This window comes from Caballeronia sp. DA-9, assembly GCF_051615025.1.
GTDB lineage: Bacteria > Pseudomonadota > Gammaproteobacteria > Burkholderiales > Burkholderiaceae > Caballeronia > Caballeronia sordidicola.
On sequence record NZ_CP195131.1, the window covers coordinates 650,822 to 675,099 of the forward strand.

The following is a 24,278-nucleotide window of genomic DNA, read 5'->3' on the forward strand; positions in this document are numbered from 1 at the left end:
TCGCCCTATGCATCGGCCGCACGCCTGAGTTCGAGCGCGCGGCGCATTGCCTGATCTTCGCTGGCTACGTTTGCAAAGCCCAGCACCAGGCCGCTTTGCGGCGGCGCGTTCATATACCAGCGCGATAACGCCTGCTCGCCAAAGCCGCTCGCGCGGGCGTGGTCCGCAACGGCAGTGTCATCCGTGCCATCGACAAATCGCGCCGCCATCTGCAAGCCGCCGGGCGGAAGGTCGATCGCGAGGCGCTCGCCAAATACCTCGGCGAGCGCACGCGCGGTCACGTCGCGCCGTTGTGCATAAAGCAAACGCATCTTCTTGAGATGCCGCGCGAAGTGGCCTTCCGCCATGAAGTCCGTCACGCTTGCCTGCAGCAAATAGGGCGACCCCGCGTTCATGCTGGCGCAGACCTCGTGAAAGCGCTGCGTTGCGTTGACCGGCGCGACCACGTAAGCAAGCCGCAATCCCGGAAACATCACCTTGCTGAATGTGCCGCTGTAGATCACGCGGTCGTGCCGGTCCAGGCTTTTGAGCGCGGGAAGAGGACGCCCTGCATAGCGGAACTCGCTGTCGTAGTCGTCTTCAATAACCCAACTGCCGTTCGCCGCCGACCAGTCGAGCAGGGCCATCCGGCGTTCAAGCGACAAGGTCACGCCCATCGGACTCTGATGCGATGGCGTAACGACCGCGAAGCGTGCGTCCGGCTTCAGCGCGAGTCCGTGTTCGACGCAGATGCCATGTTTATCGATGGGAACGGGCACCAGCCGCGCGTTCACTTCGAGCAGGAAACGCCGGGCGAGGATGTAGCCGGGGTCCTCGAACCAGAAGGCATCGTCGGGCGTGGCGAGGCTGCGCAGCACGAGCTCGAGCGTCGCGCGATAACCTGTCGTGACAAATACCTGCTCGGGCACGCACTCCACGCCGCGGGACAAGCCAAGGTAGGTCGCGATCCGCTCGCGCAATGGCCAGTAGCCAGCGGGATCCGGATAGGCGAATGCGCTGGCGTCGCCGCTGCGCAACCGGTGCGCGACCAGCCGGTTCCAGACCTTGCGCGGGAATGCATCGATTGCGGGCAGGCCCAATTGAAACGGCTTCGGCGTGCCGCCGCCGTGCTGCGGCGAAGTGGGCGCGCCCGGTGCGCCCGGTGTTCCCGGCCGGGCTTGTCCCGCCCGCGTGACTCCGCTTACCGAGACCGGAAGCGCGGGCGACACGATTGTTCCCGCCGCGCCACGAACCTGCAGATACCCTTCGTCGGTGAGGATGCGATAAGCCATCTCAACCGTTCCACGCGCCACGCTCAGTTCCATGGCAAGGCCGCGCACCGCCGGCACGCGATCGCCTGAGCGCAAATGCCCTTGCGCAATCGCCGTCTTGAAGCGCTGGCATATCTGCAGATAAACCGGCACGGAAAGCGCACGGTCGATACCCAGATCGATTTTCGGCAAGGCAGGCTTCATGGACCAGTCATTGTGATGATTCTTGGCTCTTCTGGGCAGGCCATGATTTTCGCATACTGCTTGCGTGGCTCGAAACCCGACGCCAACTCACCACCGACCCTGTAAGGAGCTTTTCATGAAAAAACGCCTTGATTTTCTCAAAGCCAATCCCGCTGTCGTGAAGGCCATGATGGGCGTTGAGGAGCAGATCAGCAAAAGCCCGCTCGATCAGATCCTCAAGGAACTCGTCAGGCTGCGCGCTTCGCAGATCAACGGCTGCGCGTTTTGCCTCGACATGCACGTGGCCGACGCACGCAAGGCCGGCGACACGGAACGGCGTCTCGCGACAGTGTCCGCATGGCGCGAAACGCCTTTTTTCAGCGAGCGCGAACGCGCTGCGCTGGAATGGACCGAAGCGCTGACGCTGGTCTCGCAAGGGCACGTGCCGGATTCGGTCTGGGAAGCTGTCCGCCCACATTTCGACGACAAGGAATTGACCGATCTGACACTGCTGGTGACGTCGATCAATAGCTGGAACCGTTTTGCAATCGCGTTTCGCAAGATGCCGGAATAAGCCCGGACGTCCTCCAAAGTCCCTTGTTTTAAGGACTCAAGCCTCGGCGCGCGCGTCCAGCAGCAATGAAACCCGCGTGCGGGCGAAGGCGGGATCGATGGGTTCGTCGTCAAAAAGCAGGCGATACATGATCGGCGCAACCACGCAGTCCATCACATCGTGCAGATCCGGCGGCGATTCACCGCGCTCCGCGGCGCGTTCCAGGATCATGCGCACCTGCGAACGCGTAATCGCCGCGCACTGGCAGGCGGGTCCGCTGCCGTCGGCATTCATGCCCGCGAGCACGTCGCGTGTCAGCGCGCGGCCGGGCGCCGACGACATTTCATCCTGGTAACCCTGCGCCCAGGTCGCCAGATCGCCTTGCAGCGATCCGGTGTCGGCGGGGCCGTTATCCGGATAAAACCGCTGCACGGCGACATCGGCGAGAAGGGTCTGCAGATCGCCCCAACGCCGGTAAATCGTCGATGGCGTCACGCCTGCCCGCGCCGCGACCTGCGGCACGGTGATCGCGTCGCGCGGCATTTCGGCCAGCAAGCCATTGACCGCCTGATGGACCGACTCCTGAACCCGCGCGCTTCTGCCGCCGGGCCGCAAACCTTCTCGTGCTGCCATACGTTTCACTCCTGCCCGTTTTCCCTGCCGTACTGCGCCATACCGAATCCAAACCACTAAAGCTAAAAAGTTGCGTTAACGCTAAATAACGCGCACAATCCGCTAAAGCAATTATTTTGCGTTTAATCGCCGGAGTGTGCAATGGCTATCGATACCAATACCAGTCCGTCCCGCCCGTGTTCTTCGCAGGCGCTCTGGCTTTATGCGCTCGCCGCGTCGACGTTCTTCGCGGCGTCCAGCGCGCCTACGCCGCTTTATCGCGTGTATCAGGATGCGTGGGGATTTTCGTCGGCCATGGTGACGCTCGTGTTCGCGAGCTACGCGTTCAGTTTGCTGGTGGCGCTGCTGACGACCGGCTCGCTTTCCGATCACATTGGGCGGCGTCCGGCGATTGTGGGCGCAATCGTGCTGGAGGTCGTCGCAATGCTCGTTTTCGCCGATGCAAACAGCGTCGGCGTCCTGATCGCGGCGCGCGTGCTGCAGGGTTTTGCGACCGGCGCGGCGACCAGTGCATTGGGCGCCGCGATCCTCGATACAAGCCGCACACGGGGTTCCCTGGTCAATACGCTTTCGCCGCTATTCGGCATGGGCGTGGGCGCGCTTGGATCGAGCATGCTGGTGGAATATGCGCCCGCGCCCATGCGTCTCGTGTATCTCGTGCTGATTGCCTTGTTCGTGCTGCAGGCCGTCTGGGTCATGGCGCTGCCCGAAACCGTGAGCCGGCTTCCCGGTACGCTCGCCTCGCTGGTTCCGCGCGTACGCGTTCCCGTGGCGGCGCGCGGCGCGTTGTTGCGCATCGCGCCGGTCAACGTCGCGGTGTGGGCGTTGGGCGGTTTCTATCTGTCGCTCGGGCCTTCGCTTGCGCGCGCCGTCACTGGCACCAACAACGCCACCATGGGCGGCTGGGTCGTTTTCGCGCTTACGACCGGCGGTCTCGTCGCCGTTCTGCTGTTGCGTGCGTTGAGCACACTGCGCCTGCTTCTGACCGGCGCAAGCGTACTCGCGGCCGGCTTGCTGATTACGCTTGCCGGCGTGCATGCGGGCAGCGCGGAAATTTTTTTCGCCGGGACGGTTATCGCGGGGATGGGTTTTGGCTCGGCGTTCCAGGGCGCACTGCGCTCGGTCCTGCCGCTCGCACAAGCGCATGAACGGGCAGGGCTGATGGCGGCGCTGTACGTGCTGAGCTATCTCGCATTCAGCATCCCGGCGATCCTCGCGGGAACGATGGCGCATGCGGTCGGCCTGCGGTTGACCACTGACGTGTACGGCATTTCGCTCGTCGTGCTGGCCGCGATGACCGTGGTCGCGAGCGGCCTGGGCCGGAACGCTGCGATGGCGCGCCAGGGGAGTTAGCAAAGCTGCGCCGCAGGGTCACTTTTGCGTCACGCCCGCAGGGCTGAAACAGTAGGCAACCGCGCCGATCATGAGCGGCGCTGCGGTCACGAGGAACAAGCGCGAATAAAGCTCCGCATTCGGGACACCCGCATAACGGGCATGCTCTGCGATCAAGCCGAAGACGCTGCTTGCGAGCGCGATACCAAGAAACACGAGGCTATTGAGCAGCCCGAGTCCAAGTCCGAGCTTCGCAGGCGCGATGATGGCGCGCGCCTGTGACATCACGAGCGGGTGAATCGCGCCGACCGACAGCAGCAGGCAAATCGCGCCGATGCTCACAACCGGGCTCCCCGCCGGGCTCAGCGCGAGCACGAATGCGGCGAGGATGCCGGTGGCGAGCCAGCCGAGCGCCAGGGCTTTCGGCGCCCAGCGCCGCACGAGCAACGGAATGACGAATGACGCTGCGATCCCCGCGATGCTCGTGACGGTCATTGCATTGCCGCGCGCGATGACATCGAAGCCGAATACATCGGCGAGATAAGGGCCGCCCCACGACGTGCGAAACGTTCCGCCCACCGACATGGCGAGGCAGACGGGCATCAAGGTCCACATGCCACGCCGCCCCGGCGACGCTTCCACTGCCGCGTGATGCGCCTTGTGGGAAGGGTTATCGTTGCGACGGCGCACGAAAAACACAATGCCGAGCGTCGCGATCAGCATGAACGCGCCCGATAGCCCAAGCACCGGCCGCCAGCCGAAAAGGGATGTCGCCCGGCTAAGCGGGAACGCCGCCAGCAAGCCGCCGATCATGCCAATAGCGCTCGCCGTAGTGATGGACCGGACACTGCGCGGGCTGCCGCCATCGCTCTCGCGCAGCACATGGTTGAGCAGGCCCATGAACACCGGCGCGCATCCCAGTCCGATTCCCGCCTGCGCGATGATTGCCAATGCGGGGACTGTCGTCATCGATAACAGTCCCGCGCTCACCGTGCCAATGCTCATGAGCACGGCTGTGGGATAACGCACGCCGAAGCGGTCAAAGAGCACGCCGACCGGGATTTGCGCAGCGGCGAAGACGAGAAAGAATGCGCCCGAAAACCAGCCGAACATCTGCGGCGTGAAATGGAAATCGCCAATGAGCTGGGTCGATATCACTGCCACGTAGCTGCGAAAGAACTGGCTTAGCACATAGCTGAAAGTGAGCGCCCACAAGCCGAAGTCCGCGCTGCGCGGGCGAGCCGATGCGGGCGATGTCTCCAGGATATCGGTCACTGAAAAAACGTCAGACGCCGATGCGCATTGCATCGTCTCCACGCGCTTTCGCAATCTCGCGTGGCGTGAGTCCAAGCAGCCGGTTCATCCAGTGCGCCATGTGGCTTTGATGCGAGAAACCTGTTTCGAGCGCGACTTGGCTCGTGCTGAGCTTGCCCTGCAGGAGCAGCGCCTTCGCACGTTCCACGCGCCGCTGCACCACGTATCGATGCACCGGCATGCCGAGCGTTTCGCGAAACAGCACCTTGAAGTGCGGCACGCTGAGTTGTGCGAGCGCCGCGAGTTCATCGAGCGTCAGGCGCTGATCCAGATTGCCCTCGATGAACTCGACAAGCCTCGCTGTCGTTCTCGGTGCCAGTTTGCGGCGACGGCTTTCCAGCGCGGCGCTGGTCGCGCCGCCATCGATAAGCCGCACGACCATCGCGGTGCAAAGGCTTTCGGCGTACAACGGGTCCGAGATATCGTCGGATTCGAGTTCCGCGCGCAACGCCCAGGCGAGATGCTGGAAGCGGGGATCGCGCATCTGAAGCTGTGGACGGATCCGTGCATGACCCGGCCGAACGTCGAGTTGCTCGAGCGTCTTGCTCGCGAACGGTTCGCTTATCCAGATGCTCAGGATCGTGCAGTCGGATTCATCGGTCCACTGGCCTTCGAGCCCTGCCGGTATGACATCGGCGTCGCCATGCGCCTGGATGCGCGAGAGCCGGTACTCGCTCGTCACGCAGCGCGCCATGACTGGCGGCCCGACGTGCACGCCGACCACGTGATGCGGCATTGCGGGAATCCGGTGCACGCCCGCGGATACGTCAAGCAGCGCTACTCCGAAGCCATTCCAGCCACGGCCCTTGCTCGAGCGCAGGTTGACGCGTGATCCGGAGGCGGGCGGCGGTAAAGGCGTAACGGCGTTCATGGCGGTTCCTCGCAAAGTCGGCAGCAGCGTGCATTGTGCGGGGTTTTTCGCGGGCTTGCTTGATGGATCGGAACCGTGACGCAAGGCACAAAACCATCATCCGGATCTGCGCATTGTTATCCACGCCTGCGCGCCGTGAGCCGCGTTCTTTCCTACGATGTCGACATCCAATCGATACAAAGGAGCGGAACATGATCGTGATATTCGGCGCTTCAGGAAAAGTGGGAAGGGCAACGGCGGCTGCCTTGCGCAGCAGCGGCCACGCTGTCCGTGCGGTGGTCAGGAACGCGCAACAGGGTTCCGGTTTGATGCAACTGGGATGCGAAATGGCCATCGCCGATTTGCTGGACGAAGCTTCGGTGGCGAGCGCCATGCGCGGTGCCGACGCGGTTCAAATCCTCTGCCCGGTGCCCATAGCCGACGCACATCCGGCGAACACGATGCATCGCATGATCGACGTGACTGTCGCGGCCTTGCGCGCCAATCTGCCTGCGCGGGTCCTCACGTTGTCCGACTATGGCGCGGAGCTGGAAAGCGGCACCGGCATCACCATGCTTTTTCATGCGCTCGAAATGCAACTGAAGCCGGCGGTGCAAAACCTGACGCTGTTGCGTGCCGCCGAGCATATGCAGAACTGGGCGCGGGTGTTACCGGCGGCGTTATCGACCGGGATTTTGCCTAGCCTGCATCATCCGCTGAGCAAACGCTTTCCTACCGTCGCCGCGCAAGATGTCGGCCGGGTTGCAGCCGAACTGCTGCTCGACAGCGGTCACGCCAATGCGCTGCGCACGGTCAGCGTGGAAGGTCCACAACGCGTGAGCGCGCTCGATGTCGCCCGCACCTTGAGCGAACTCAGCGGCCGCGAGATCGCGGCGCATGCGCTGCCGCGTGATGCATGGGCGCCCACGCTGTTGCGCGCGGGCCTGAGCGCGGAGCATGCGAAGCTCATCACGGATCTTTACGACACGCACAATGCAGGTCTCATCGACGCTCAGGCGTTTGGCGAACGGCGCTTCGGCACGACGCAGTTGTCCGAGGTGCTGGCGTCGATGCTGCCATCGAATGCAACGGCGGAGCGTTGAATGGGTACGCAATCCGTGCCTGCGCGCATATCCCTCACCATTGTCTTGTTGCTTGCTGGATGGATCGGAGGCCGTGCGCTGCAACGCACGATCGACACCATTCCCGACAGCAACGACGACTTCATCTTCTTTTGACGTTGTTATGGCGATGGCGTCTTTTCCATACGCATCGCGCGCGGCGAGTCGGTCATGACAGCATCGATTCCGAGCCTTGCCGCGCTTGCGTAGGCTTCGGCGGAATCCACGCCGAACGCGACGATCTTCACGTCCCCGTTTGTCTTGAAGCATTCCACGGCGGCGGGCGTCCACCATCGTGCATCCACTTTTGATACGCCTGTCCCGAGCGTGAAGCGTTCAATAACCTCGACCTGACGATGCAACTCGATGCCGACCCAGCTTCCAGCGGGGGGCGGGTTTTCGCATGCGCCTCCAAGCGATAAATCCACCAGGCGGTCGCGCGTGGCGTCGCGGGTCTCAAACACTTGCGCCTTCGGGTAGGACGCTATCAAGTGGATGGCTTCGGCATCGGTGGAATACAGGCGCACCCGCGACCATGCATTTGAGTAGTCTAGAACGCGAGCAACGGCAGCCACGAGCGGTGCTGCCGGCGTTTGTTTCATATCCAGCATGATGGGCACATTGGCGGGCACGGCTCGCAACGCTTCGCTCAGCGTGGGAATGCGCAGCGGCTTGCCGCGATACGGGAACGTGACTTGTCCCGATGCGTCCTTCACTTCGAATGAATATCCCGCATTGAGCTTCTTAATGTCGCTTAGCGTGATGTCGTCGATACGGCCATGCCCTTCAGTCAGCGCATCAAGATCACCCGGGCGATAAAGCACTGGAACACCATCCTTGGTCACTTGAACCGTCATCCAGAGCGCGTCGGCGCCGTTATCGAGCGCCGTGCGGAATGCCTGCAACGTGTTTTCCGGCGTGTCGCCCGTGCCGCCGCGATGAGCGACTATCAAAGGCGCTGCGTTCAAGGACGTCGCGGGCAACGCCATGAGCACGCATAGCGCGGCTACATTGAAAAATCTGCAAGCGCCTGATGTCATTGTTTTGTCATCCATAACAAATATGAAAATTGAACCGGCAATACTATATCTCGCCTGCGTCGCGGTGAATGATCGAGCGCAAGGGATTAGCCGGTAATAAGCTCGCGTAGACTGCCGCCTTGCACATGCGAGCCGGTCCGGTCTCCCCGCACCGTTTCATTGAGTCGATTTTCCAGAACAGCAGGCAGCATTCAGATGAACGTCGGTCTTTTCACCTTGCCCATTGCACCGCTTGTTTTCCTTGTCAGCGTGGTTGTTGCACTTCTCGCCGGATGGATTTTTCGCAAAGGCCACACGGATGTGGATGGCGCGATTTTCACGAGCGTTTTCATTGGACTGATCGTGGCGCGATTGTCATTCGCGTGGCGCTATTTGCCCGCGTACAAAGACGACTTGTGGAAAATTCTCGACTACCGCGACCAGGGATTCGATTCTGTTCCGGGGCTGATGGCCGGAGCGTGCCTGGTGATTTTTTTCGCGGCGCGTCGACGCGCGATGCGCGTGCCTTTGTTGGCGGCGGTCATTTCGGGCTCGCTCGTGTGGGGTGGCGCTACTGTTGCGATGGGCGTTGTCCGTTCATCGGGAACGATCCCGGTTGTTTCATTGCTAAACATGGAAGGCGTGCGACAGCCGCTTTCGAAAGGCAATGGCCACCCGGTCGTGCTGAATCTTTGGGCGACATGGTGCCCGCCGTGCCAGGCCGAAATGCCGGTTCTGGAAGAGGCGCAGAGGAATATTCGAGGTATCGAAATCGTTTTCGTGAATCAAGGCGAAACGCGCGAGGTGGTCGCTGCTTATCTACACTCGCATGGCATCGGGATTAAGAACGCGTTCCTTGATCCGCAACTTACGGTGGCGAAAGCCGTCGCCGCGAGGGCATATCCAACGACGCTTTTCTACGATGCGCAAGGCCATTTGTTATCGGCGCATCTGGGCCAGTTTTCACGCGCCACGTTCATGCAGGCCATGGAACAGTTCTATCCGGACATTGCAGCGAGCGTTGCGCAATAATGCCGGCGTGAAAAACGATCTTTAACCGGACTTTGACTTATGACGACATCGCCAGACCGTTCCTTAGCGCTTGACCCTGACTTCTGCAAGCTGCTTGTAAATAGCCATTTACGCGTTGTCGGCGAGCCGTTGATCGATCCGGAAGAATTGCGGCAAGATGCCGCCCGATGGCTTTATGAAAACGCGCCATTTTGCGTCGTCGCGCACAACACCGACGCGGACCCGCGCTTTGTCTACGCAAACCGTGCGGCGCAAGAATGCTTTGAATATTCATGGAGCGAAATGACGGCGTTGCGTTCGCGTCTGTCGGCTGAGCATCCAAATCGCGACGAGCGCGACGCGCTGCTGGAGTCGGTGCGAACCAAGGGATATGCGAGCGGCTATCGCGGACTTCGTATAGCGAAATCGGGAAGGCGTTTCTGGATAGAGAACGTCACGGTCTGGAACCTGATCGACGATGACGGTGTGTATCGCGGGCAGGCAGCGACGTATCGCCAGTGGAAGGATGTTTGAGTTCAGGTCAGGTCAGGTCAATAACCCCGTGCACGATCGACCGATTCGGGGATCTGGCCCGTTTCGCGGTATCGGTTGATGTTTTGCGCAATGATTGCCGATGCTGTTCTGCGATCTGTCGGCGCGGAGATATGCGGCAATACGGTGACGCCTGGATGCGCCCATTGCCAGGCATCTGGCGGCAACGGTTCCACGCTGAAGACGTCGAGGACCGCATGCTTGATATGGCCATTGTCAAGGCATGCGCGAAGGGCGTGATCGGAAATGATAGGTCCGCGCGCGAAGTTGATCAGCGACGCGCCAGATGGAACATGACCGAGCGTTTCTGCATTCAATAGATCGTTCGTGCCCGCAGTGAGCGGCAGCAGGCAGATCAGAATGTCGGCTTTCGCGAGCATTGCGGGCAATTCTGATTCACCTGCAAAACATTCCACGCCCGCAAGCGTTTTGCGCGTCCTGCTCCAGCCGCAGACATTGAAACCCGCATCAAGCAGTCGACGCGCGGCGGCCTCGCCAAGCGCGCCCAAACCAAGCAAGGCAACTGTCTTCGCTTGTGCTCGCGTGTAATCCAGCGGAATCCAGATGCGCTCGCGCTGCTGCGCGGCATAGAGCGGCATGTCGCGATGCAGGAACATGGTCCACGCGAGCACGGCTTCCGCCATGGTGTCGGCAAGCTGCGGATCGACCAGCCTGACGATCTTCAGGTCCGTATCCGCGAGATCGGTCACCAGCCGCTCGACACCGGCCCATACGCTGTGCACCCACGCAAGACGCGGCAGTTGCCGGATGTCCTCGGGCAGCGGGTTGATGACAATCGCAAACGTGCTTTCGGCTTTTGCCGCCGTGTCGAGTTCATTCAGCGGGACAATCCGTTCTCCCGGCATTTCGCGTCGCAACGCGGCGAGCCACTCGCGGGCAAACCGGTAATCCGGATTGACGACAAAAGGAATGGGCGCGTTCACTTCGCGTAGACCTTGTCGAGTTGCGCGAAGCCCTTTATTTCGATGGGATTGCCGCTTGGATCGCGAAAAAACATGGTGGCTTGTTCGCCCGGTTCGCCTGCAAAACGCAAACTCGGTGGAATTACGAAATCGATATTTGCATCGACAAGACGATCCGCCAGCGAGCGCCAGTCGACCATGTCCATTACCAGGCCGAGATGAGGCATGGGCACCCAGTGTTCTCCGACCTTGCCCGTGTTGGTCACCGGGAAAGGCTCGCCAAGATGCAGCGAAATCTGATGGCCGAAAAAGTCGAAATCTACCCAGGTGTCGGTGCTGCGTCCTTCTTCACAGCCGAGGAGGGCGCCATAGAACGCGCGCGCTTCATCGAGATTCGTTACGTGATAGGCGAGATGGAAAGCGGTTTGCATGGGCGCTGTTTACATGACGGAACGAGAACGATGGAAAGCCTAGCATCGCTATTTCGAAAGAGATAGCATGGATTATTTTCATCCACCAAAGGATTTCTTTTGGAGACGCGATATCTGAAGAGCCTGATTGCGGTCGTGGACTGCGGCTCTATAGCCGACGCTGCACGCACCGAGCACCTTACGGCCGCGGCAATCGGGCAGCGAATCCAGGCGCTTGAACGGGAGCTTGGAATCCTATTGCTGTCGCGCGATGGCTACACGGCGCGGCCCACGCAGGCATGCGTTGCGCTGATGCCGCGCGCGCGCCGCCTGGTGCGGGAAGCCACGCTGCTTCCCGGCGACGCCGACCTCGACGGCCTGAGCGGGCTCCTGCGCGTGGGCGCCATCTCGACGGCGCTGACAGGCATGCTTCCCGGCCCGTTGCGCGCGTTGACCCAGCGCGCGCCGAAAGCCCGGCCCGTGATCGTGCCGGGCACCTCGCGTGGCTTGTTTCAGGCGTTGCAGGGGGGCGATCTGGACGCGGCCATTGTTGTCATGCCGCCGTTCGCGCTCCCAAAAACGATTCATTGCGTCCTTCTGCGGCGCGAGCCGCTGGTGTTCATCGCCGATGCAAAAGCCCGTGCAAGCGTGGCTTCGCTGCTGCGGCGCCGCCCATATATTCGCTACGATCCCGACGCATGGGGCGGCCGCTACGCCGCAAAATATCTCGCGGATAGCGCCCTCGAACCCACGGTCATGTGCGATCTGGACGCGCTCGAAGCAATCGCGCTGCTTGTGTCGGACGGCGTGGGCGTGAGCCTCGTGCCGCGCTGGGCGGGCATCGAGCGTTTTGCCGGCGATTGCAGGGTGACGCAGATTCCGGGCGGCGCGTACGAGCGCGAGATCGTATTGCTGGCTAGCGCGGAACCTGACCGGCCGAACCTGCTATCGATTCTCGCGGAGGCGCTTCAGCCGCCCTTGAAGCGATAGCACGAGCGATTGTCTTCATCGGCATGGTCCAGTCATGTACCTGATGCCATAAAAATACAATCGGTGTAGGCAGGCGGATAATAAAAAACGCCTGAATCATGTTGTTCTACGAATGAATGCGAAGTTGGCGCTTGACGCGTACTTTTTGCTTTTGTATAAATTTGTACAAATAGAGCAAAACGTTATTTTCCCTTCTCATCTGGAACTGCCATGAAATCAAGCACTGCACTACGCGCGCTGTTCGCCACGGCGGCTGTCTCGTTTGCCCTTGTCTCGCCGGCGCGCGCGGCGGCGCCCGTGAAAACCATTGAAAGTGGACATCTCACCTACGGTGTCGCGGCGACGTTCGCACCGTTCGAGTTCACCGAGAACGGCACGCTGACGGGCTTCGACATTGACCTGATCAACGCCGTCGCCAAGCAGATGCAACTCGCGCCCGCACCGCAGAACATGCAGTTCAGCGGGCTGATCCCGGCGCTGCAGGGCGGCCGTATCGACATCATCAATTCCGCGATGTACATCACGCCCGCGCGCAGTGGACAGGTGGATTTCGTGCCGTATATGCGGCTTGGCGACCGGATCATCGTCCAGGCGTCGAACCCGGCGAAGATCACCGGCCGTGACAACTCGATCTGCGGAAAGAACATTGCCGTGACGCTCGGCGGTATCGAGGAAACCTATGCGCGCGCCGACGTTCAACGTTGTGTTGCCGCCGGCAAGCCCGCACCCAACGTCATGACGCTGCCCACCGCGCAGAACTCGGTGTTGAGCCTGAATCAGGGGCGCGCGGACGCCATCTACAACTCCACACCGGGTACGGTGAAGCTGCTCGCCGAGGTGCCGAACACGTATCTGGCAGTTGGTCCCGAATTCGAGCAGACAACCACAATTGGGTTTGCCGTGCCAAAGGGCAGCGCCGGCATGGCCGCCGCGCTCAAGGATGCGTTGGCAAAGGTCGTCGCCGACGGAACCTACAAGCAACTGATCGATAAGTGGAAGTTGCCGCCGTCGGTCTCGATTTTCAACAACTAGCGCATCACTTCAAACGGCCCATGTGAACAGGGCGCGCCGCGCCTGACAGGCGGCGTGCGGGTGAACGCACGCCTGCCGCGTCATCGCAAAGGCATCCTAATTATAAAGCCGTACCACACGCAGATTAAAAATCCATAAAAGGCAAACGATGAAACGAGCTGCATCAATCAGCATGGCGGCTGCACTGGTCAGCCTCTCGGCCAGCGCGCAGGCGCAAAGCAGTGTGACGTTGTACGGCATCGTGGACGCCGGCCTCAGTTATATAAAGACCAGCACAGGAAACCGATACAGCCTGTTGAGCGGCGGACTATCGGGAAACCGCTGGGGATTGAAAGGCAGCGAGGATCTCGGCGGCGGGCTTCGCGCGATTTTCCAGCTTGAGTCAGGCTTTGCAATCGGTACAGGGAAACTGGCGCAAGGTGGCCGTGAATTTGGCCGGCAAGCTTTCGTCGGGCTCGCGAGTGACCGCTGGGGAACGGTCGAACTGGGGCGCATGTACGATCCCGTCGTGGATCTCGTGCAGCCGCTGACAGCCGACGGCACGCTCGGCAGCGTGCCGTTCGCCACGCCGGGCGACGTGGACAACAATGACTTCAGCGCGCGCGTATCGAATGCAGTGAAATATTTGAGTCCAATCTATTCAGGACTGCAATTCGAAGCATTGTATGCATTCGGCGGCGTTGCTGGATCGACGGGACAGGGATATACCTATAGCGGCGCGGTTTCCTATAGCAACGGGCCGTTGAAACTCGCCGCGGGTTATATGCAAGCTACCAATGCCAACGCGGCCACCGGCAAGCGAACCGCATGGACCAGCGGTTCCACCGACGCGCTGTTCGAAGGCGGCTCCATCAACGCCGCTTACCAGAGCGCGCATGTGCTCGGCATTGCTCAGGCCGCTGCGCAATATCAACTCGGCGCGTTCACGCTCGGCGCGGGCTACAGCAATGCACGCTACACCAGCGACGGAGAGTCCACTTTCGGCACCACGGAACGCTTCAACACCGGCCGCGTGTATGGATTTTATCGGGCCACGCCAAGCTTGCGTTTCGGTCTCGGCTATATCCTGACAGCGGCCAGCGGCGACACCTCCGCGCGCTACAACGTGGTGAGCGCGGGCAGCTTCTACCAGTTGTCCAAGCGCACGGACGTCTATCTGACCGGCGCGTTCCAGCACGCGTCCGGCACCCAGCGCACCACGTCTGGCGGCACGCAACGGGCGCTGGCAACCATTTCGTCGTATGGCATCGACGGCACCGGCACGCAGGAAATCGTCACCGTTGGCCTGCGGCACCGGTTTTGAATCGGCCTGAATCGATATAACGAGGTAACCAGCATGTTGTCCTATCAAACTCCTGTCACGCAGGATGTGTTCGACGCCGCCGCGCGTTTGCGCGACGTCGCCATAGAGACGCCGATCGTGCGCTCCGATCTGCTCGATGAAATCACCGGTGCGCGGGTTTTCGTCAAGCTAGAAAGTCTTCAGCATACCGGAGCATTCAAGTTTCGTGGCGCATACAATTGCCTCTCGCGGCTCGATCGCGCCGCTTGCCCGGACGGCGTCGTGGCTTATTCGACCGGCAACCACGGTCAGGCGATTGCGACCGTCGGCCGGATGCTGGGCATTCCAACGACGGTCGTCATGCCGTCGAATGCGCCTGAGAACAAGGTCGAGAAGGCACGGCTGGCGGGCGCCCGCATTGTCCGATACGACCGCGAGCGCCAAAGCCGCGAAGAGGTCGCGGCGGAACTGGCGACGCAAGGCCGCTTCGCCGTGGTGCCGCCGGGAGACCATCATCATGTGATCGCGGGGCAGGCGACGGTCGCGCTCGAAGCGTTGGCGCGGCTCGGCCACGACGCGCTCGACGCCATTGTCGTGCCGTGTGGCGGCGGCGGGTTATCGGCGGGGACGTGCCTTGCCGTGGAAGCGGCGGAGTCGGACGCGCAGGTCTGGGCCGCCGAACCCGCGGCCTTCGACGATACCCGCCGTTCTCTCGCGTCGGGCATGCGCGAAAGCAATCCCTCCGGCGCTGTGTCGATGTGCGACGCGCTGCTCGCACCCATCCCGGCCGAGCTGCCGTTTTCCATCAACAGCCAGCGGCTGGCGGGCGTGCTCGTGGCCGACGATCAGGCAGTCGCGCGCGCGATGGCTTTCTGTTTCGAGGCGTTCCGTGTAGTGGTCGAACCGGGCGGCGCGGTTGCACTGGCCGCGATGATGGCGGACCCCGCCGCGAGCGCCCTGCGCGGCAAGCGCGTGCTGGTGATTGCTTCGGGCGGCAATGTGGACGCCGCGCTGTTTGCATCGGCGATTACGGGCGGTTCTGTGAATTGATCAGCCGCGCTGCGCCGCACGCACGAACGCGCTCAACAGCGGATGCGGCGCACCGCTTGCCGACGACAGTTCCGGATGCCCCTGCATGCCGATAAAAAACGGATGGACGCGTGCTTCAATGGCGTCTGCGATCTCGCCGCTGGCATCGCGTGCGGCTATCTCGACGCCCGCCCGCGAGAGCGGGGCGATCAGCGCCGGATTCAGCTTATAGCGGTGATTGCAACGAATCCGCGGATCGTCGCTGAGAATCTTGCTTAGTCGGCTTACGCCTGCCAGGGCTATAGGCTGAAGTCCCAGCCGGTGAAACAGTACGTTATCCTCATTTGTACCTATGGGCACGAAGCTCGGCAGGCTTGCGCCCGATGCCGTTTCCGCGAGATCGATATCGTCGGTGCCAAGGGCGAGCCGCGCAAGGGCAGTCGTCATGGACTGCATGCCGAGGCATAGGCCGACCGCCGGAACCGCCGATAACCACGCATATTTCGCCGCCGCAATTTGCCCCGGCACGCGCCGCATGTCGGCGCCACCGGGCAAGACGATTCCATCGATAGCCGAAAGCGCTTCGGGGACGGTCGAGTCGTCAAGGCCAAGCGTGGAGACAAAGCGCACGTTCAATGTCAGCGCGTGCGCGTCGGCTGCGTCGGCGAGTGCGGCGAGCGTGGCCGGGTAGACGTCGCGCTGGTCGCTTTCGTCGCCGATCAACGCGATCCGGATTTCACCGTGGGCGCTGACTTGCGAAACGCGCGTCAATGCGCTCCATCGGCCGAACGCGTCCTGCCGGGCGCGCGTGATGGCTGTTCCATCGGCGGACACGAGACTCGATACCCCGCGCTCACGGATCACGCGGTAGCGGCGCACTGGAACATTATTGCTTTCAGCAAGTGCCGTGAACGTGTTCGCCATGCGCGGATCAACGGGCACGGCCACATTGCCGGCAGCAGCGGACATCAGGATGTTTTCAACGCTGTCCGGCGCATGGACTGGCTGGCCGCCGAGCCGTTCGCTCCAGAGCAGACCGCTTGTGACGAGCGTCCCGTCCACGGTGACATGCTGGCGGGCATCGGCGTAACGGGTTTCATCGAACTGAACAGGCAAATGCGTGAACACCGCGCCCGTTTCGGCGGCGAAGATCGCCGCTTGCGCGCCATAGTGGGCGGGCGTTCCGGCTTCGTCTTCAATGAGATGCAGCATTGCGGTCTCCCCGAATTTTCATCGCGATCCTGTCCGCGAACGCTCAAAGCCCGCTTGTTTCCACCGTCGATAAAACCAGCGCCGCACACGCCTTTTCGATTCGCTCGCAAGCATCGCGCAACGTCGATTCCGGCACCGCGTAGGCAATGCGAACGTGGTTCTCAATGCCAAACGCGCCGCCATGCACCACGCCAACATGCGCGGCATCCAGCAGGTAGTTGGCAAAATCCAGGTCGCTGCCAATGCGCTCGCCATCGGGCGTTGTTGCACCCATCAATCCCGAGCAGTCTACAAACGCATAGAACGCACCTTCGGACGCGGCGCAATGCAAGCCGGGACAGCGCTCGATCATTTCCAGCACCACGCTGCGATTCGATGCGAGCTCGCTCAGCCAGTCCGCCATGAAATCCGTACCGCCGCGCAGCGCGGCGACCGCCGCGGCCTGTGAGATCGTGCTCGGATTGGAGGTGCTCTGCGATTGCAGCGTCTGCATGGCGCGAATCAGCCACGACGGGCCGCCCGCGTAGCCGATGCGCCAGCCGGTCATCGAATAGCCCTTCGATACACCGTTGACCGTCAGCGTGCGTTCGCGAAGGCGCGGCTCGACTTGTACCGGCGTGTAGAAACGGCCGCCGTAGCGCACGTGCTCGTAGATGTCGTCGGCCATCAGTAATACGTGCTCGAAGTCCAGAAGCACGTCGGTGAGCGCCTTGAGTTCGTCGTGCGAATACACCGCGCCCGATGGATTGTTCGGCGAGTTCAGAATCAGCCAGCGGGTCTTGGGTGTAATGGCTGCACGCAGTGTGCTGGCGCGCAGCTTCCAGCCATCGGCGGCGGTGGTCGGCAACACGCGCACGCGGCCATCGGCAATCGCGACCATGTCGGGATAAGAGACCCAGTACGGCGCGCAGATCAGGACCTCGTCTTCCGGCGCAATGGTCGCGAGCAGCGCGTTGAAGATAAGCTGCTTCGCCCCGGTCCCGGCGATCACTTCCTGCGATGAATACCGGATGCTGTTCTCGTGCGCGAATTTATCGGCGATGGCCGCAAGCAGTTCCGCTGTTCCGGAGACTGCCGTGTACTTGGTGTCACCGCGCTCGATCGCGGCAATGCCTGCCTGCTTGATATGCGCGGGTGTATCGAAGTGGAGTTCGCCTTCGCCCAGGTTGATGACCGGCTTGCCCTTCGCGAGCAGGAGGCGGACCTTGTCCGAGATGACGGCGGTGGGCGAGGGCTGCACGCGCTGCATGCGCGGTGCGAGCTGTTTGAAAGACATGATGACCTCGTGCTGTGGTGTCGTGTTTGTGGTCGTACTTGTTGACTTCGTGTCCGTGGCTGTTTTGCGCTGGACCCCGCGCTTTACGCTGCGACCCGCAGCAACGGACGCTCGACCGTGCCCAGCACGCGATATCCGTTTTCCGTGACCACGACCGTCTCGCTGACGCCGACCGTAAACTCGCCATAGATGCGCAATGCCGGCGGAATATGGAACGTCATGCCTGGCTGCAGCGGCGTCATGACGCCGGTGTAGAGGCTCAGGATCGCGCCTTCGCCCCAGTCTGGCGCGAACGAGATGCCGACTGAATAGCCGGTGCGCTTCTTGAAGTTATCGGTATAACCCGCACGGTCGATGACCCGCTGGCAGGCCAGATGCGGCGCCTCGCATGGCGCACCCGGCTTGATGGCATCGAGCGAAGCCTGCAATGCTTCCTGGCAGACCTTTTCCATCTCGAGCGCTTCCTGGCGCACTTCGCCAATCCACGCCGAGCGCATGAGCGCGGCGTGATAGCGGTCATGGCAGGCCGCCATCTCGAGGAACGCGGGCGCATTGTTCTCGAGCGCGCGACGCCGCCACGTGCCATGCGGCACGCCGGTGCGTGGTCCCGCCGAGACGAGCGGTTCCATGCCCACGTATTCCGATCCTGCCGCGATGGCCGATGACATCATGGCCGCGACCAGCGTGTTTTCCGTTGCGCCCGGTTTGACGGCAGCGAGTCCCGCGCGCATGCCCGCATCCACGTAGCCTGCTGCAATCGCAATCTTCTCGATCTCCGCCGCCGACTTCACCGCGCGCAGTTGCTCGACCACGCCCGCTGCATCGGCAATGCTGCCGAGCTTTTCGGTGAGCGTTTCGTATACCGTGATCGGCAGGAACCAGCCGCGCTTGTCGATGGCAATGTGCTTGCCCGCAAGCCCTTTCTGCTGGATCACGCGCACGAGCACGTCGATAGGATTCTCGCCATCGCTATAAATCTGGGCGTCGGGAATATACGTATTGGCGATGAAGTTGAAGTATTCGAGCTGACGGATGACGAACACCGGTTCGCCCGCGACCGGCAGGATCAGCGCCTGAAACGTGTAATAACCGGGCGTCTGCTGCCCCGTCAGATAGAAGATGTTCTCCGGACCCGTGACGATCATTGCATCGATGTTCGACCGCGCGAGCGATTCGCGGGCGCGGGCGACGCGCTCTGCATATTCGGCGGCCGGGAACGCTGATTCGCAACCCTGCGCGGGACCTTGACTTGCCTGCATGATGAGTTCCTTTTTGGGAAGTGATGCCTAGATAAGTTGAGCAAGATTTGCATTGAAGGCGATGCCGAGGCCGGTACGGCCCGTCACGCCAACATTGCCTTGCTGATATGAGAGTCCGCTCACGGGGTCGTCGAGCAGGCCGTCCGCGCCGTACAGTTCGGCCCAACGTGGCGCGGTCGCAATCGAGACGTGCAGCGCCGCTGCGGTGGCCGCCGCGCCTTCGTTCATCTGGCCGATCATCAGCGGAATGCCAGCCGCCGTGAGCTTGCGCGCGGCGTCGATTGTGGCCGTCATGCCGCCGAGCTTGACGAGTTTCAGATGCGCCGCCACCGGCAACCCGGACAGTGCGATCAATGCATCGATATCGGCTGGAGACTGCAGGCTTTCATCGAGCATCAGCGTGAGCGGGCTGGATTGCGCGAGCGCGCGCAGCGTGGTCCAGTCGCCTGCCGCAATAGGCTGCTCCACGTACTCGATCCCGCGCTCGGCCAATGCGTCGAAGCGCGCGGGACAATCGGCCGGCTGCCACTGACCGTTCGCATCGATGGAAAGCGTCACGCGCTGTCCAAAACGCTCGCGTAACAAGTCGATGCGGCGCAGGTCGTCTTCGAACGCGCCAATGCCCACACGCAGTTTGAGTTCGCTGAACCCGCGCACCAGATATCCGGCGGCGCGTGCAAGCATGGTTTCGTCCGATGACCAGAAGAGTGTCTGGTTCGAGCGCCATGTCTGCGTTCCGGCGGCGTGCGCGTTGAACAACGCCGCCACGCTCACGCCGAGTTGCTGCGCGCGCAGATCGCACAACGCGCTGTCGATCATCATGCGCACCGGCGCGCAGTGATTGATGCGCCAGTCTCTGGCGTCTTCGAGCAACGCCCGCGCGCCGAGCGTCCAGTCGGTACGCGCCAGCGCCGAGCGTGCATCGTCCAGAACGTTCGCGGCTTCGAGGCCATTGAGGTACGCAATATTGATCCGCGTTTCGCCCACGCCGGTCTTGTCATCATCGACCACGCGCAGATAAAGCGCATCCAGATAACCGACGCTGCCCGATGAGGCCGTATGCAGCACGAGTCCATCGCCATAATGAAGCGATGCGCGGTGAAGAGTGGCTTTCACGTTTTGCTCAGCCGCCCGTTTGCATCATTTGAATCGCGACATCGCGATAAATCAGGCTGGAAGCAAGAAATTCGTCGATAGGCACGAACTCGTCCGGCTTGTGCGCCACTTCCAGCGTACCCGGGCCGATCACCACGCCAGCCGCGCCTACGCTACGGAAATGCACGAGATCACAACCGCCCTGGAAGCCGAACGGACCCGGCTCAAGCGTGCCATGTGCGCGGCATGCCGCGAGGCTTGCCTGCACGATTTTCGAGTCGAGCGCGGTCTCGGTAGCGCCGCCCGTGGTCGCGCGGTATTCGATGACTTCCGCGCGCACGCCGAACTGTTCGCGCGCCAGTTCCAGCAACTGGTCGATCTCGCGCTTCACGTCCGATTCCAGTTCGCCCGGCACCATGCGGCGATCGAGCAGCAAGTCGCATGCGCCCGGCACGACGTTGTCCGCGTGGCCGCCAAGCGCGCGCGTGACCGTCAGGCTCGCGGCGCCGACCAATGGATGGCAGCGGCAGCGCACTTCGTTTTCGTGATGCCCTTCGATCAGCTTGAGCAGTTGCGCCGCGCGGTAGATCGCGTTGTCGCCGAGATGCGGCGTGCCCGAATGCGCGGTCACGCCATGCACGCGGACCAACGGACGCAAGCTGCCCTTGTGCGCTGAAAACGTCGCGTTCGATGTCGGTTCGCCGACCACGACGAAATCCACTTCCGGCCGGCTGGCCGCATAGAACTTGGCGCCTTCGCTGGCGATTTCCTCATCGGCGGTAAATACGCCGAGCAACGTGCCGGACCAGCTTGAGCGGTTCGCCGCCAGCATGCGCATGGCTTCGATCATTGCGGCAAGCGGGCCTTTTGCGTCGCATGAGCCGCGTGCATACAGGCGGTTATCGGCTTCGCGCAGCACGAAGGGATCGGACACCCAGCCGTCGCCAGCGGGCACCACGTCCAGGTGCGTGTTGAACGCGAAGGTCGGGCCGGGACCGTTTGCGAGGCGCGCCATCACGTTCGCGCGGCCAGGCTTGTATTCGCTCAGCGATAAATCTAAGCCCTCGCTCGCGAGCATCCTGTGCACGAGTTGCGCGGCTTCGAGTTCACGGCCAGGCGGATTTTCAGTATTGATGCCGACAAGGGCGGCGAGATCCCGCTTCATGCGGGACAGGTCGGGTTGCGAAAGCATGCGGTAAAGGCTCCGGGTCAATGCACGATCTGGTCGAGGAAGCGGCGCGCACGTTCATGCGTGGTGCCGCCGAAGAATTGTTCGCTGGTTTCGGTGAGGATGACTTCGCCGGCGTCCATGAAAACGATCTTGTCGGCGGCGCGGCGGGCAAAGCCCATCTCGTGCGTGACCACGACGCTTGTCATGCCTTCCGCGCTCAGTTCGGCCATCACGTCCAGCACTTCGCTGACCATTTCAGGATCGAGCGCGGACGTAGGTTCGTCGTAGAGCATGACCTTTGGCTTCATCGCAAGCGCGCGGGCAATGGCGACGCGCTGCTGCTGGCCGCCCGACAACTGGTCCGGAAAGTGATCGGCGCGCTCGCCGAGGCGGACCTTGCGCAACAAGCCGAGTGCGAGGACATAAGCGTCGTCGCGCGAAAGTCCCGACACGGTCATGGGCGCGAGCATGATGTTTTCTATCGCGGAAAGATGCGAGAACAGCTCGAAGTTCTGGAACACCATGCCGATCTGCTGGCGCACGAGATGCTCGCTCTTGCGTTCGCGAGTGAGATCGCGGCCTTCGAAGAAGATGTTGCCGGCATCCACCGTTTCGAGCAGGTTGATACAGCGCAGCAATGTGGACTTGCCCGATCCGGAAGGACCGATGATCACGATCGTTTCCTTCGATGCAACGTCGATGGAACAGTGCTTGAGGACTTGTGTGTTGCCGTAGCTCTTGTCAATACGGCTGAGCTTCAGCAGCGGCAGAGAAGCTCCGGGCGGTTTGGACGACATCGGCGGCCTTTAGCGAACGAGAGGTTGTGAGGTGCCGAGAAGGCGCTCGGTCAACGAAATGCGGCGAGCGGCGGAATTGCGCCTTTTGTCGAGCGCGCGTTCCATCCAGCCTTGCAGCACCATGAACAAGGTGGTGAGCGCGAGGTAATAGATGCCCGCGGCGGTGAGCGCCTCGAGATACCGGAAGTTCGCGCTGGCGGCCTGGTCCGCGACGAGCAGCAGTTCCTGAACGGCAATGACAGAGACAAGCGCACTGAGCTTGAGCATGCCGATCATCTGGTTGCCGATGGGCGGCAGGACCACTCGCAGCGCCTGCGGCAGCACGATATGGCGAAACACTTTTGCCCGGGTCATGCCGAGCGCGAAGCCAGCGGTGCGCTGACCGCGTTTCACCGCGTCCAGGCCGGAGCGGAAAATCTCCGACATGAACGCGCCTTCGTTGAGCGAGAGCGCCAGCACGGCGCAAACAAAGGCGCTGAAACGGATGCCGAACGAGGGCAGCACGTTGTAGATGAAGATGATCTGGAACAGCACGGGGGTGCCGCGAAACAGCCACAAATAAAAGAACACGAACGTCTTGACGATACGGCTCGGCACGCCGTTGAGCAGCGCCAGCAGTAGGCCAATCAACATGCCGAAGCCAAGCGAGACTACGGTCAGCACGAGGGTCAGCCCCGCTCCGCGGAGAAAAGCGCTTGAGCTCAGGTACTCAAGGAGGAGGTGAAATGACATCTGTGCAACTCCGTTTGTCTGGATTGTGTCAATTTATACAAAGTCAAAATCATCTGGTCAAGGGCAAAAATGCCGGGATCGGAGAGTACGGTGTGTTCACCGACTGGTATTTCGTACGGGTGAGTGGGGGAAAGTTGTATTTTTTGATATTCTTCTACAGTGCAATCAGAGGAAACGGCGAGATGGCAAAACGGGCGGGCAAAGGGGCTCATGTGCTGGCGAAGCAGATTCTTGAATTGATTCAGGAAGCGCGCTTCGACGTGGGTCACCATTTACGCGAGCAGCAGCTTGCGGATCTGCTCGGCGTGTCGCGCACGCCGGTTCGCGCAGCCATGACGCTGCTCGAACCGCTGGGCGTGATCGAAGCGCGGAAGAACCAGGGATTTTTTTTGGCGCGTCCCGCTGACGGTTTGCATCGGGTCGAACTCGCGCAGCCGACGTCCGGCGACGAAGATCTTTACGATCGGCTTGTCACTGACAGGCTGGCGGGCGTCATTCCCGCGTCGCTTACGCAGACGGACATTGCCCAGCGTTACGAGGTGGATCGCGTGACCATGACGCGGGCGCTGTCCAGGCTGTCGGAAGATGGCCTGATCGTGCGCAACAAGGGGCACGGCTGGAGTTTCCAGCCGTCGCTGGATTCGTCGCTGACCTTGAAAAGCAGCTACGACTTCCGCCTGACGCTCGAGCCGGCGGGCTTGCTGTTGCCTACGTTTTCGCCGGATCGTTCAGCGCTCGAACGATGCAGGCGGGAACATATCTTCCTGACGTCGCAACTGGGCCTGAACGGCGTGACGCCCACGCAGGTTTTTGAAACCGATGCGAACTTCCACGAAATGCTGGCCGAATACAGCGGCAACGTATTCATGCATCAGTCAATGCAGCAGCAGAACCGGCTGCGCCGGCTGTTGGAGTTCCAGGGCTACGTGAACCGCAAGCGGATCAAGGAGTGGTGCGGCGAGCACCTCGAGATCATCGATGCTGTCCTTGCCAACGACATGCCGGCCGCCGCCGAGCGCATGCGCCAGCACCTGTCGCACGCCTACCATACAACGGGCGCGGCTACCGCGGCCGCGCGAAGCGGCAAGGCCGCATGAAGCCCTAGTCATTCACGCTTTCTCTTCTGGTTGCATGGCGCGCATCCTTGCGCTGGCCAGGCCCCCTTACGCGCCTTGATCGGCGGCCTCCGGAGTTGACGGCGGGATGTTGATTCGACGATCAAGTATTGTGGGCTCGAAGAAGCTCGCATTAG

At 61.8% G+C, this 24,278-nt stretch carries 25 protein-coding genes; 11 read left to right on the forward strand and 14 right to left on the reverse strand.

From position 1 onward, the window contains the following. Window positions 1-5: 5 nt before the first annotated feature. Window positions 6-1,454 carry a PLP-dependent aminotransferase family protein gene (locus ACRWA7_RS02965; RefSeq protein ID WP_438390980.1) on the reverse strand — a complete coding sequence of 483 codons (1,449 nt, stop codon included), beginning with the start codon at window positions 1,452-1,454 and terminating at the stop codon, window positions 6-8. Window positions 1,455-1,569: 115 nt separating this feature from the next. Here ACRWA7_RS02965 and ACRWA7_RS02970 point away from each other — a divergent pair, with 115 nt between their 5' ends. After that, window positions 1,570-2,007: a carboxymuconolactone decarboxylase family protein gene (locus ACRWA7_RS02970; RefSeq protein WP_060858119.1), complete on the forward strand. Its 438-nt coding sequence runs from the start codon at window positions 1,570-1,572 to the stop codon at window positions 2,005-2,007. Between the two features lie 36 nt (window positions 2,008-2,043). Here ACRWA7_RS02970 and ACRWA7_RS02975 read toward each other — a convergent pair whose 3' ends face one another. Then, window positions 2,044-2,619 (reverse strand): TetR/AcrR family transcriptional regulator, encoded by a 576-nt coding sequence (locus ACRWA7_RS02975; RefSeq protein ID WP_060858120.1) that lies wholly within the window; start codon window positions 2,617-2,619, stop codon window positions 2,044-2,046. 141 nt (window positions 2,620-2,760) lie between these two features. Between ACRWA7_RS02975 and ACRWA7_RS02980 the strand changes: the two genes are divergently transcribed. After that, on the forward strand, window positions 2,761-3,972 hold the full coding sequence (locus ACRWA7_RS02980) for an MFS transporter (RefSeq protein WP_438390981.1): 1,212 nt from the start codon (window positions 2,761-2,763) through the stop codon (window positions 3,970-3,972). Between the two features lie 18 nt (window positions 3,973-3,990). On the opposite strand, the gene ACRWA7_RS02985 is transcribed toward ACRWA7_RS02980, so the two are convergent. Together ACRWA7_RS02985 and ACRWA7_RS02990 are read right to left on the reverse strand one after the other, a co-directional pair. Further along, window positions 3,991-5,226 (reverse strand): MFS transporter, encoded by a 1,236-nt coding sequence (locus tag ACRWA7_RS02985; protein ID WP_438390982.1) that lies wholly within the window; start codon window positions 5,224-5,226, stop codon window positions 3,991-3,993. A 10-nt stretch (window positions 5,227-5,236) separates the two neighbouring features. Continuing rightward, a complete protein-coding gene (locus tag ACRWA7_RS02990; RefSeq protein WP_438390984.1) occupies window positions 5,237-6,136 on the reverse strand; it encodes a helix-turn-helix domain-containing protein in 900 nt (299 codons plus the stop codon). 191 nt (window positions 6,137-6,327) lie between these two features. On the opposite strand from ACRWA7_RS02990, the gene ACRWA7_RS02995 reads away from it, so the two are divergent. Continuing rightward, the gene (locus tag ACRWA7_RS02995) at window positions 6,328-7,218 is read left to right on the forward strand and encodes an NAD(P)H-binding protein (protein WP_438390985.1); all 891 of its coding nucleotides are present in this window, start codon (window positions 6,328-6,330) and stop codon (window positions 7,216-7,218) included. Next, on the forward strand, window positions 7,219-7,353 hold the full coding sequence (locus tag ACRWA7_RS03000) for a hypothetical protein (RefSeq protein ID WP_438390986.1): 135 nt from the start codon (window positions 7,219-7,221) through the stop codon (window positions 7,351-7,353). A 5-nt stretch (window positions 7,354-7,358) separates the two neighbouring features. Here ACRWA7_RS03000 and ACRWA7_RS03005 read toward each other — a convergent pair whose 3' ends face one another. Beyond that, window positions 7,359-8,276, reverse strand: coding sequence for a glycerophosphodiester phosphodiesterase family protein (locus ACRWA7_RS03005; protein ID WP_438390987.1), 918 nt, complete (start codon window positions 8,274-8,276; stop codon window positions 7,359-7,361). A 195-nt stretch (window positions 8,277-8,471) separates the two neighbouring features. Here ACRWA7_RS03005 and ACRWA7_RS03010 point away from each other — a divergent pair, with 195 nt between their 5' ends. Continuing rightward, window positions 8,472-9,287 carry a TlpA family protein disulfide reductase gene (locus ACRWA7_RS03010; RefSeq protein WP_438390988.1) on the forward strand — a complete coding sequence of 272 codons (816 nt, stop codon included), beginning with the start codon at window positions 8,472-8,474 and terminating at the stop codon, window positions 9,285-9,287. A 39-nt stretch (window positions 9,288-9,326) separates the two neighbouring features. Next, window positions 9,327-9,800, forward strand: a complete 474-nt coding sequence (locus ACRWA7_RS03015; protein ID WP_438390989.1) for an MEKHLA domain-containing protein — start codon at window positions 9,327-9,329, stop codon at window positions 9,798-9,800. Window positions 9,801-9,817: 17 nt separating this feature from the next. Here the strand turns inward: ACRWA7_RS03015 and ACRWA7_RS03020 are convergent, their stop codons facing one another. Continuing rightward, window positions 9,818-10,762, reverse strand: a complete 945-nt coding sequence (locus ACRWA7_RS03020) for a 2-hydroxyacid dehydrogenase (RefSeq protein WP_438390990.1) — start codon at window positions 10,760-10,762, stop codon at window positions 9,818-9,820. Next, window positions 10,759-11,172, reverse strand: coding sequence for a VOC family protein (locus tag ACRWA7_RS03025; protein WP_438390991.1), 414 nt, complete (start codon window positions 11,170-11,172; stop codon window positions 10,759-10,761). The genes ACRWA7_RS03020 and ACRWA7_RS03025 overlap by 4 nt, the downstream gene beginning before the upstream one ends. 99 nt (window positions 11,173-11,271) lie before the next feature. On the opposite strand from ACRWA7_RS03025, the gene ACRWA7_RS03030 reads away from it, so the two are divergent. The 4 genes from ACRWA7_RS03030 to ACRWA7_RS03045 all read left to right on the forward strand — a co-directional run bounded on the left by ACRWA7_RS03030 (window position 11,272) and on the right by ACRWA7_RS03045 (window position 15,505). Beyond that, window positions 11,272-12,141, forward strand: coding sequence for a LysR substrate-binding domain-containing protein (locus tag ACRWA7_RS03030; protein ID WP_438390992.1), 870 nt, complete (start codon window positions 11,272-11,274; stop codon window positions 12,139-12,141). Between the two features lie 210 nt (window positions 12,142-12,351). Continuing rightward, complete coding sequence (locus ACRWA7_RS03035) at window positions 12,352-13,173, forward strand: ABC transporter substrate-binding protein (RefSeq protein ID WP_438390993.1); 822 nt, start codon at window positions 12,352-12,354, stop codon at window positions 13,171-13,173. A 148-nt stretch (window positions 13,174-13,321) separates the two neighbouring features. Continuing rightward, a complete protein-coding gene (locus ACRWA7_RS03040; RefSeq protein WP_060858132.1) occupies window positions 13,322-14,476 on the forward strand; it encodes a porin in 1,155 nt (384 codons plus the stop codon). A 33-nt stretch (window positions 14,477-14,509) separates the two neighbouring features. After that, window positions 14,510-15,505 (forward strand): threonine ammonia-lyase, encoded by a 996-nt coding sequence (locus tag ACRWA7_RS03045; protein WP_438390994.1) that lies wholly within the window; start codon window positions 14,510-14,512, stop codon window positions 15,503-15,505. On the opposite strand, the gene ACRWA7_RS03050 is transcribed toward ACRWA7_RS03045, so the two are convergent. From ACRWA7_RS03050 to ACRWA7_RS03080, 7 genes are all read right to left on the reverse strand, one after another. After that, window positions 15,506-16,696 carry a glutamine amidotransferase-related protein gene (locus tag ACRWA7_RS03050; protein WP_438390995.1) on the reverse strand — a complete coding sequence of 397 codons (1,191 nt, stop codon included), beginning with the start codon at window positions 16,694-16,696 and terminating at the stop codon, window positions 15,506-15,508. A gap of 43 nt (window positions 16,697-16,739) precedes the next feature. Next, window positions 16,740-17,972: a pyridoxal phosphate-dependent aminotransferase gene (locus ACRWA7_RS03055; protein WP_438390996.1), complete on the reverse strand. Its 1,233-nt coding sequence runs from the start codon at window positions 17,970-17,972 to the stop codon at window positions 16,740-16,742. Window positions 17,973-18,055: 83 nt separating this feature from the next. Then, window positions 18,056-19,231 (reverse strand): M24 family metallopeptidase, encoded by a 1,176-nt coding sequence (locus tag ACRWA7_RS03060; protein WP_438390997.1) that lies wholly within the window; start codon window positions 19,229-19,231, stop codon window positions 18,056-18,058. Window positions 19,232-19,258: 27 nt separating this feature from the next. Further along, window positions 19,259-20,347, reverse strand: a complete 1,089-nt coding sequence (locus tag ACRWA7_RS03065; RefSeq protein ID WP_438390998.1) for a mandelate racemase/muconate lactonizing enzyme family protein — start codon at window positions 20,345-20,347, stop codon at window positions 19,259-19,261. 7 nt (window positions 20,348-20,354) lie between these two features. After that, window positions 20,355-21,518, reverse strand: coding sequence for a M20 family metallopeptidase (locus ACRWA7_RS03070; protein ID WP_438390999.1), 1,164 nt, complete (start codon window positions 21,516-21,518; stop codon window positions 20,355-20,357). A gap of 17 nt (window positions 21,519-21,535) precedes the next feature. Then, window positions 21,536-22,294, reverse strand: coding sequence for an amino acid ABC transporter ATP-binding protein (locus ACRWA7_RS03075; protein ID WP_438391000.1), 759 nt, complete (start codon window positions 22,292-22,294; stop codon window positions 21,536-21,538). A 9-nt stretch (window positions 22,295-22,303) separates the two neighbouring features. Then, the gene (locus ACRWA7_RS03080; protein ID WP_060858140.1) at window positions 22,304-23,026 is read right to left on the reverse strand and encodes an amino acid ABC transporter permease; all 723 of its coding nucleotides are present in this window, start codon (window positions 23,024-23,026) and stop codon (window positions 22,304-22,306) included. A 182-nt stretch (window positions 23,027-23,208) separates the two neighbouring features. Between ACRWA7_RS03080 and ACRWA7_RS03085 the strand changes: the two genes are divergently transcribed. Then, the gene (locus tag ACRWA7_RS03085; RefSeq protein WP_438391001.1) at window positions 23,209-24,123 is read left to right on the forward strand and encodes a GntR family transcriptional regulator; all 915 of its coding nucleotides are present in this window, start codon (window positions 23,209-23,211) and stop codon (window positions 24,121-24,123) included. The last annotated feature ends 155 nt before the right edge of the window (window positions 24,124-24,278 follow it).

Coding starts and splice junctions, on each gene's coding strand:
- ACRWA7_RS03040 (WP_060858132.1), top strand. CDS start 13,322: ATGAAACGAGCTGCATCAATCAGCATGGCGGCTGCACTGGTCAGCCTC.
- ACRWA7_RS03085 (WP_438391001.1), top strand. CDS start 23,209: ATGGCAAAACGGGCGGGCAAAGGGGCTCATGTGCTGGCGAAGCAGATT.
- ACRWA7_RS03050 (WP_438390995.1), bottom strand. CDS start 16,696: ATGCTGCATCTCATTGAAGACGAAGCCGGAACGCCCGCCCACTATGGC.
- ACRWA7_RS03035 (WP_438390993.1), top strand. CDS start 12,352: ATGAAATCAAGCACTGCACTACGCGCGCTGTTCGCCACGGCGGCTGTC.
- ACRWA7_RS02980 (WP_438390981.1), top strand. CDS start 2,761: ATGGCTATCGATACCAATACCAGTCCGTCCCGCCCGTGTTCTTCGCAG.
- ACRWA7_RS03045 (WP_438390994.1), top strand. CDS start 14,510: ATGTTGTCCTATCAAACTCCTGTCACGCAGGATGTGTTCGACGCCGCC.
- ACRWA7_RS03060 (WP_438390997.1), bottom strand. CDS start 19,231: ATGCAGGCAAGTCAAGGTCCCGCGCAGGGTTGCGAATCAGCGTTCCCG.
- ACRWA7_RS02970 (WP_060858119.1), top strand. CDS start 1,570: ATGAAAAAACGCCTTGATTTTCTCAAAGCCAATCCCGCTGTCGTGAAG.
- ACRWA7_RS03000 (WP_438390986.1), top strand. CDS start 7,219: ATGGGTACGCAATCCGTGCCTGCGCGCATATCCCTCACCATTGTCTTG.
- ACRWA7_RS03055 (WP_438390996.1), bottom strand. CDS start 17,972: ATGTCTTTCAAACAGCTCGCACCGCGCATGCAGCGCGTGCAGCCCTCG.
- ACRWA7_RS03010 (WP_438390988.1), top strand. CDS start 8,472: ATGAACGTCGGTCTTTTCACCTTGCCCATTGCACCGCTTGTTTTCCTT.
- ACRWA7_RS02990 (WP_438390984.1), bottom strand. CDS start 6,136: ATGAACGCCGTTACGCCTTTACCGCCGCCCGCCTCCGGATCACGCGTC.
- ACRWA7_RS03075 (WP_438391000.1), bottom strand. CDS start 22,294: ATGTCGTCCAAACCGCCCGGAGCTTCTCTGCCGCTGCTGAAGCTCAGC.
- ACRWA7_RS03005 (WP_438390987.1), bottom strand. CDS start 8,276: ATGACATCAGGCGCTTGCAGATTTTTCAATGTAGCCGCGCTATGCGTG.
- ACRWA7_RS03025 (WP_438390991.1), bottom strand. CDS start 11,172: ATGCAAACCGCTTTCCATCTCGCCTATCACGTAACGAATCTCGATGAA.
- ACRWA7_RS02995 (WP_438390985.1), top strand. CDS start 6,328: ATGATCGTGATATTCGGCGCTTCAGGAAAAGTGGGAAGGGCAACGGCG.
- ACRWA7_RS03015 (WP_438390989.1), top strand. CDS start 9,327: ATGACGACATCGCCAGACCGTTCCTTAGCGCTTGACCCTGACTTCTGC.
- ACRWA7_RS02965 (WP_438390980.1), bottom strand. CDS start 1,454: ATGAAGCCTGCCTTGCCGAAAATCGATCTGGGTATCGACCGTGCGCTT.
- ACRWA7_RS03080 (WP_060858140.1), bottom strand. CDS start 23,026: ATGTCATTTCACCTCCTCCTTGAGTACCTGAGCTCAAGCGCTTTTCTC.
- ACRWA7_RS03070 (WP_438390999.1), bottom strand. CDS start 21,518: ATGCTTTCGCAACCCGACCTGTCCCGCATGAAGCGGGATCTCGCCGCC.
- ACRWA7_RS02975 (WP_060858120.1), bottom strand. CDS start 2,619: ATGGCAGCACGAGAAGGTTTGCGGCCCGGCGGCAGAAGCGCGCGGGTT.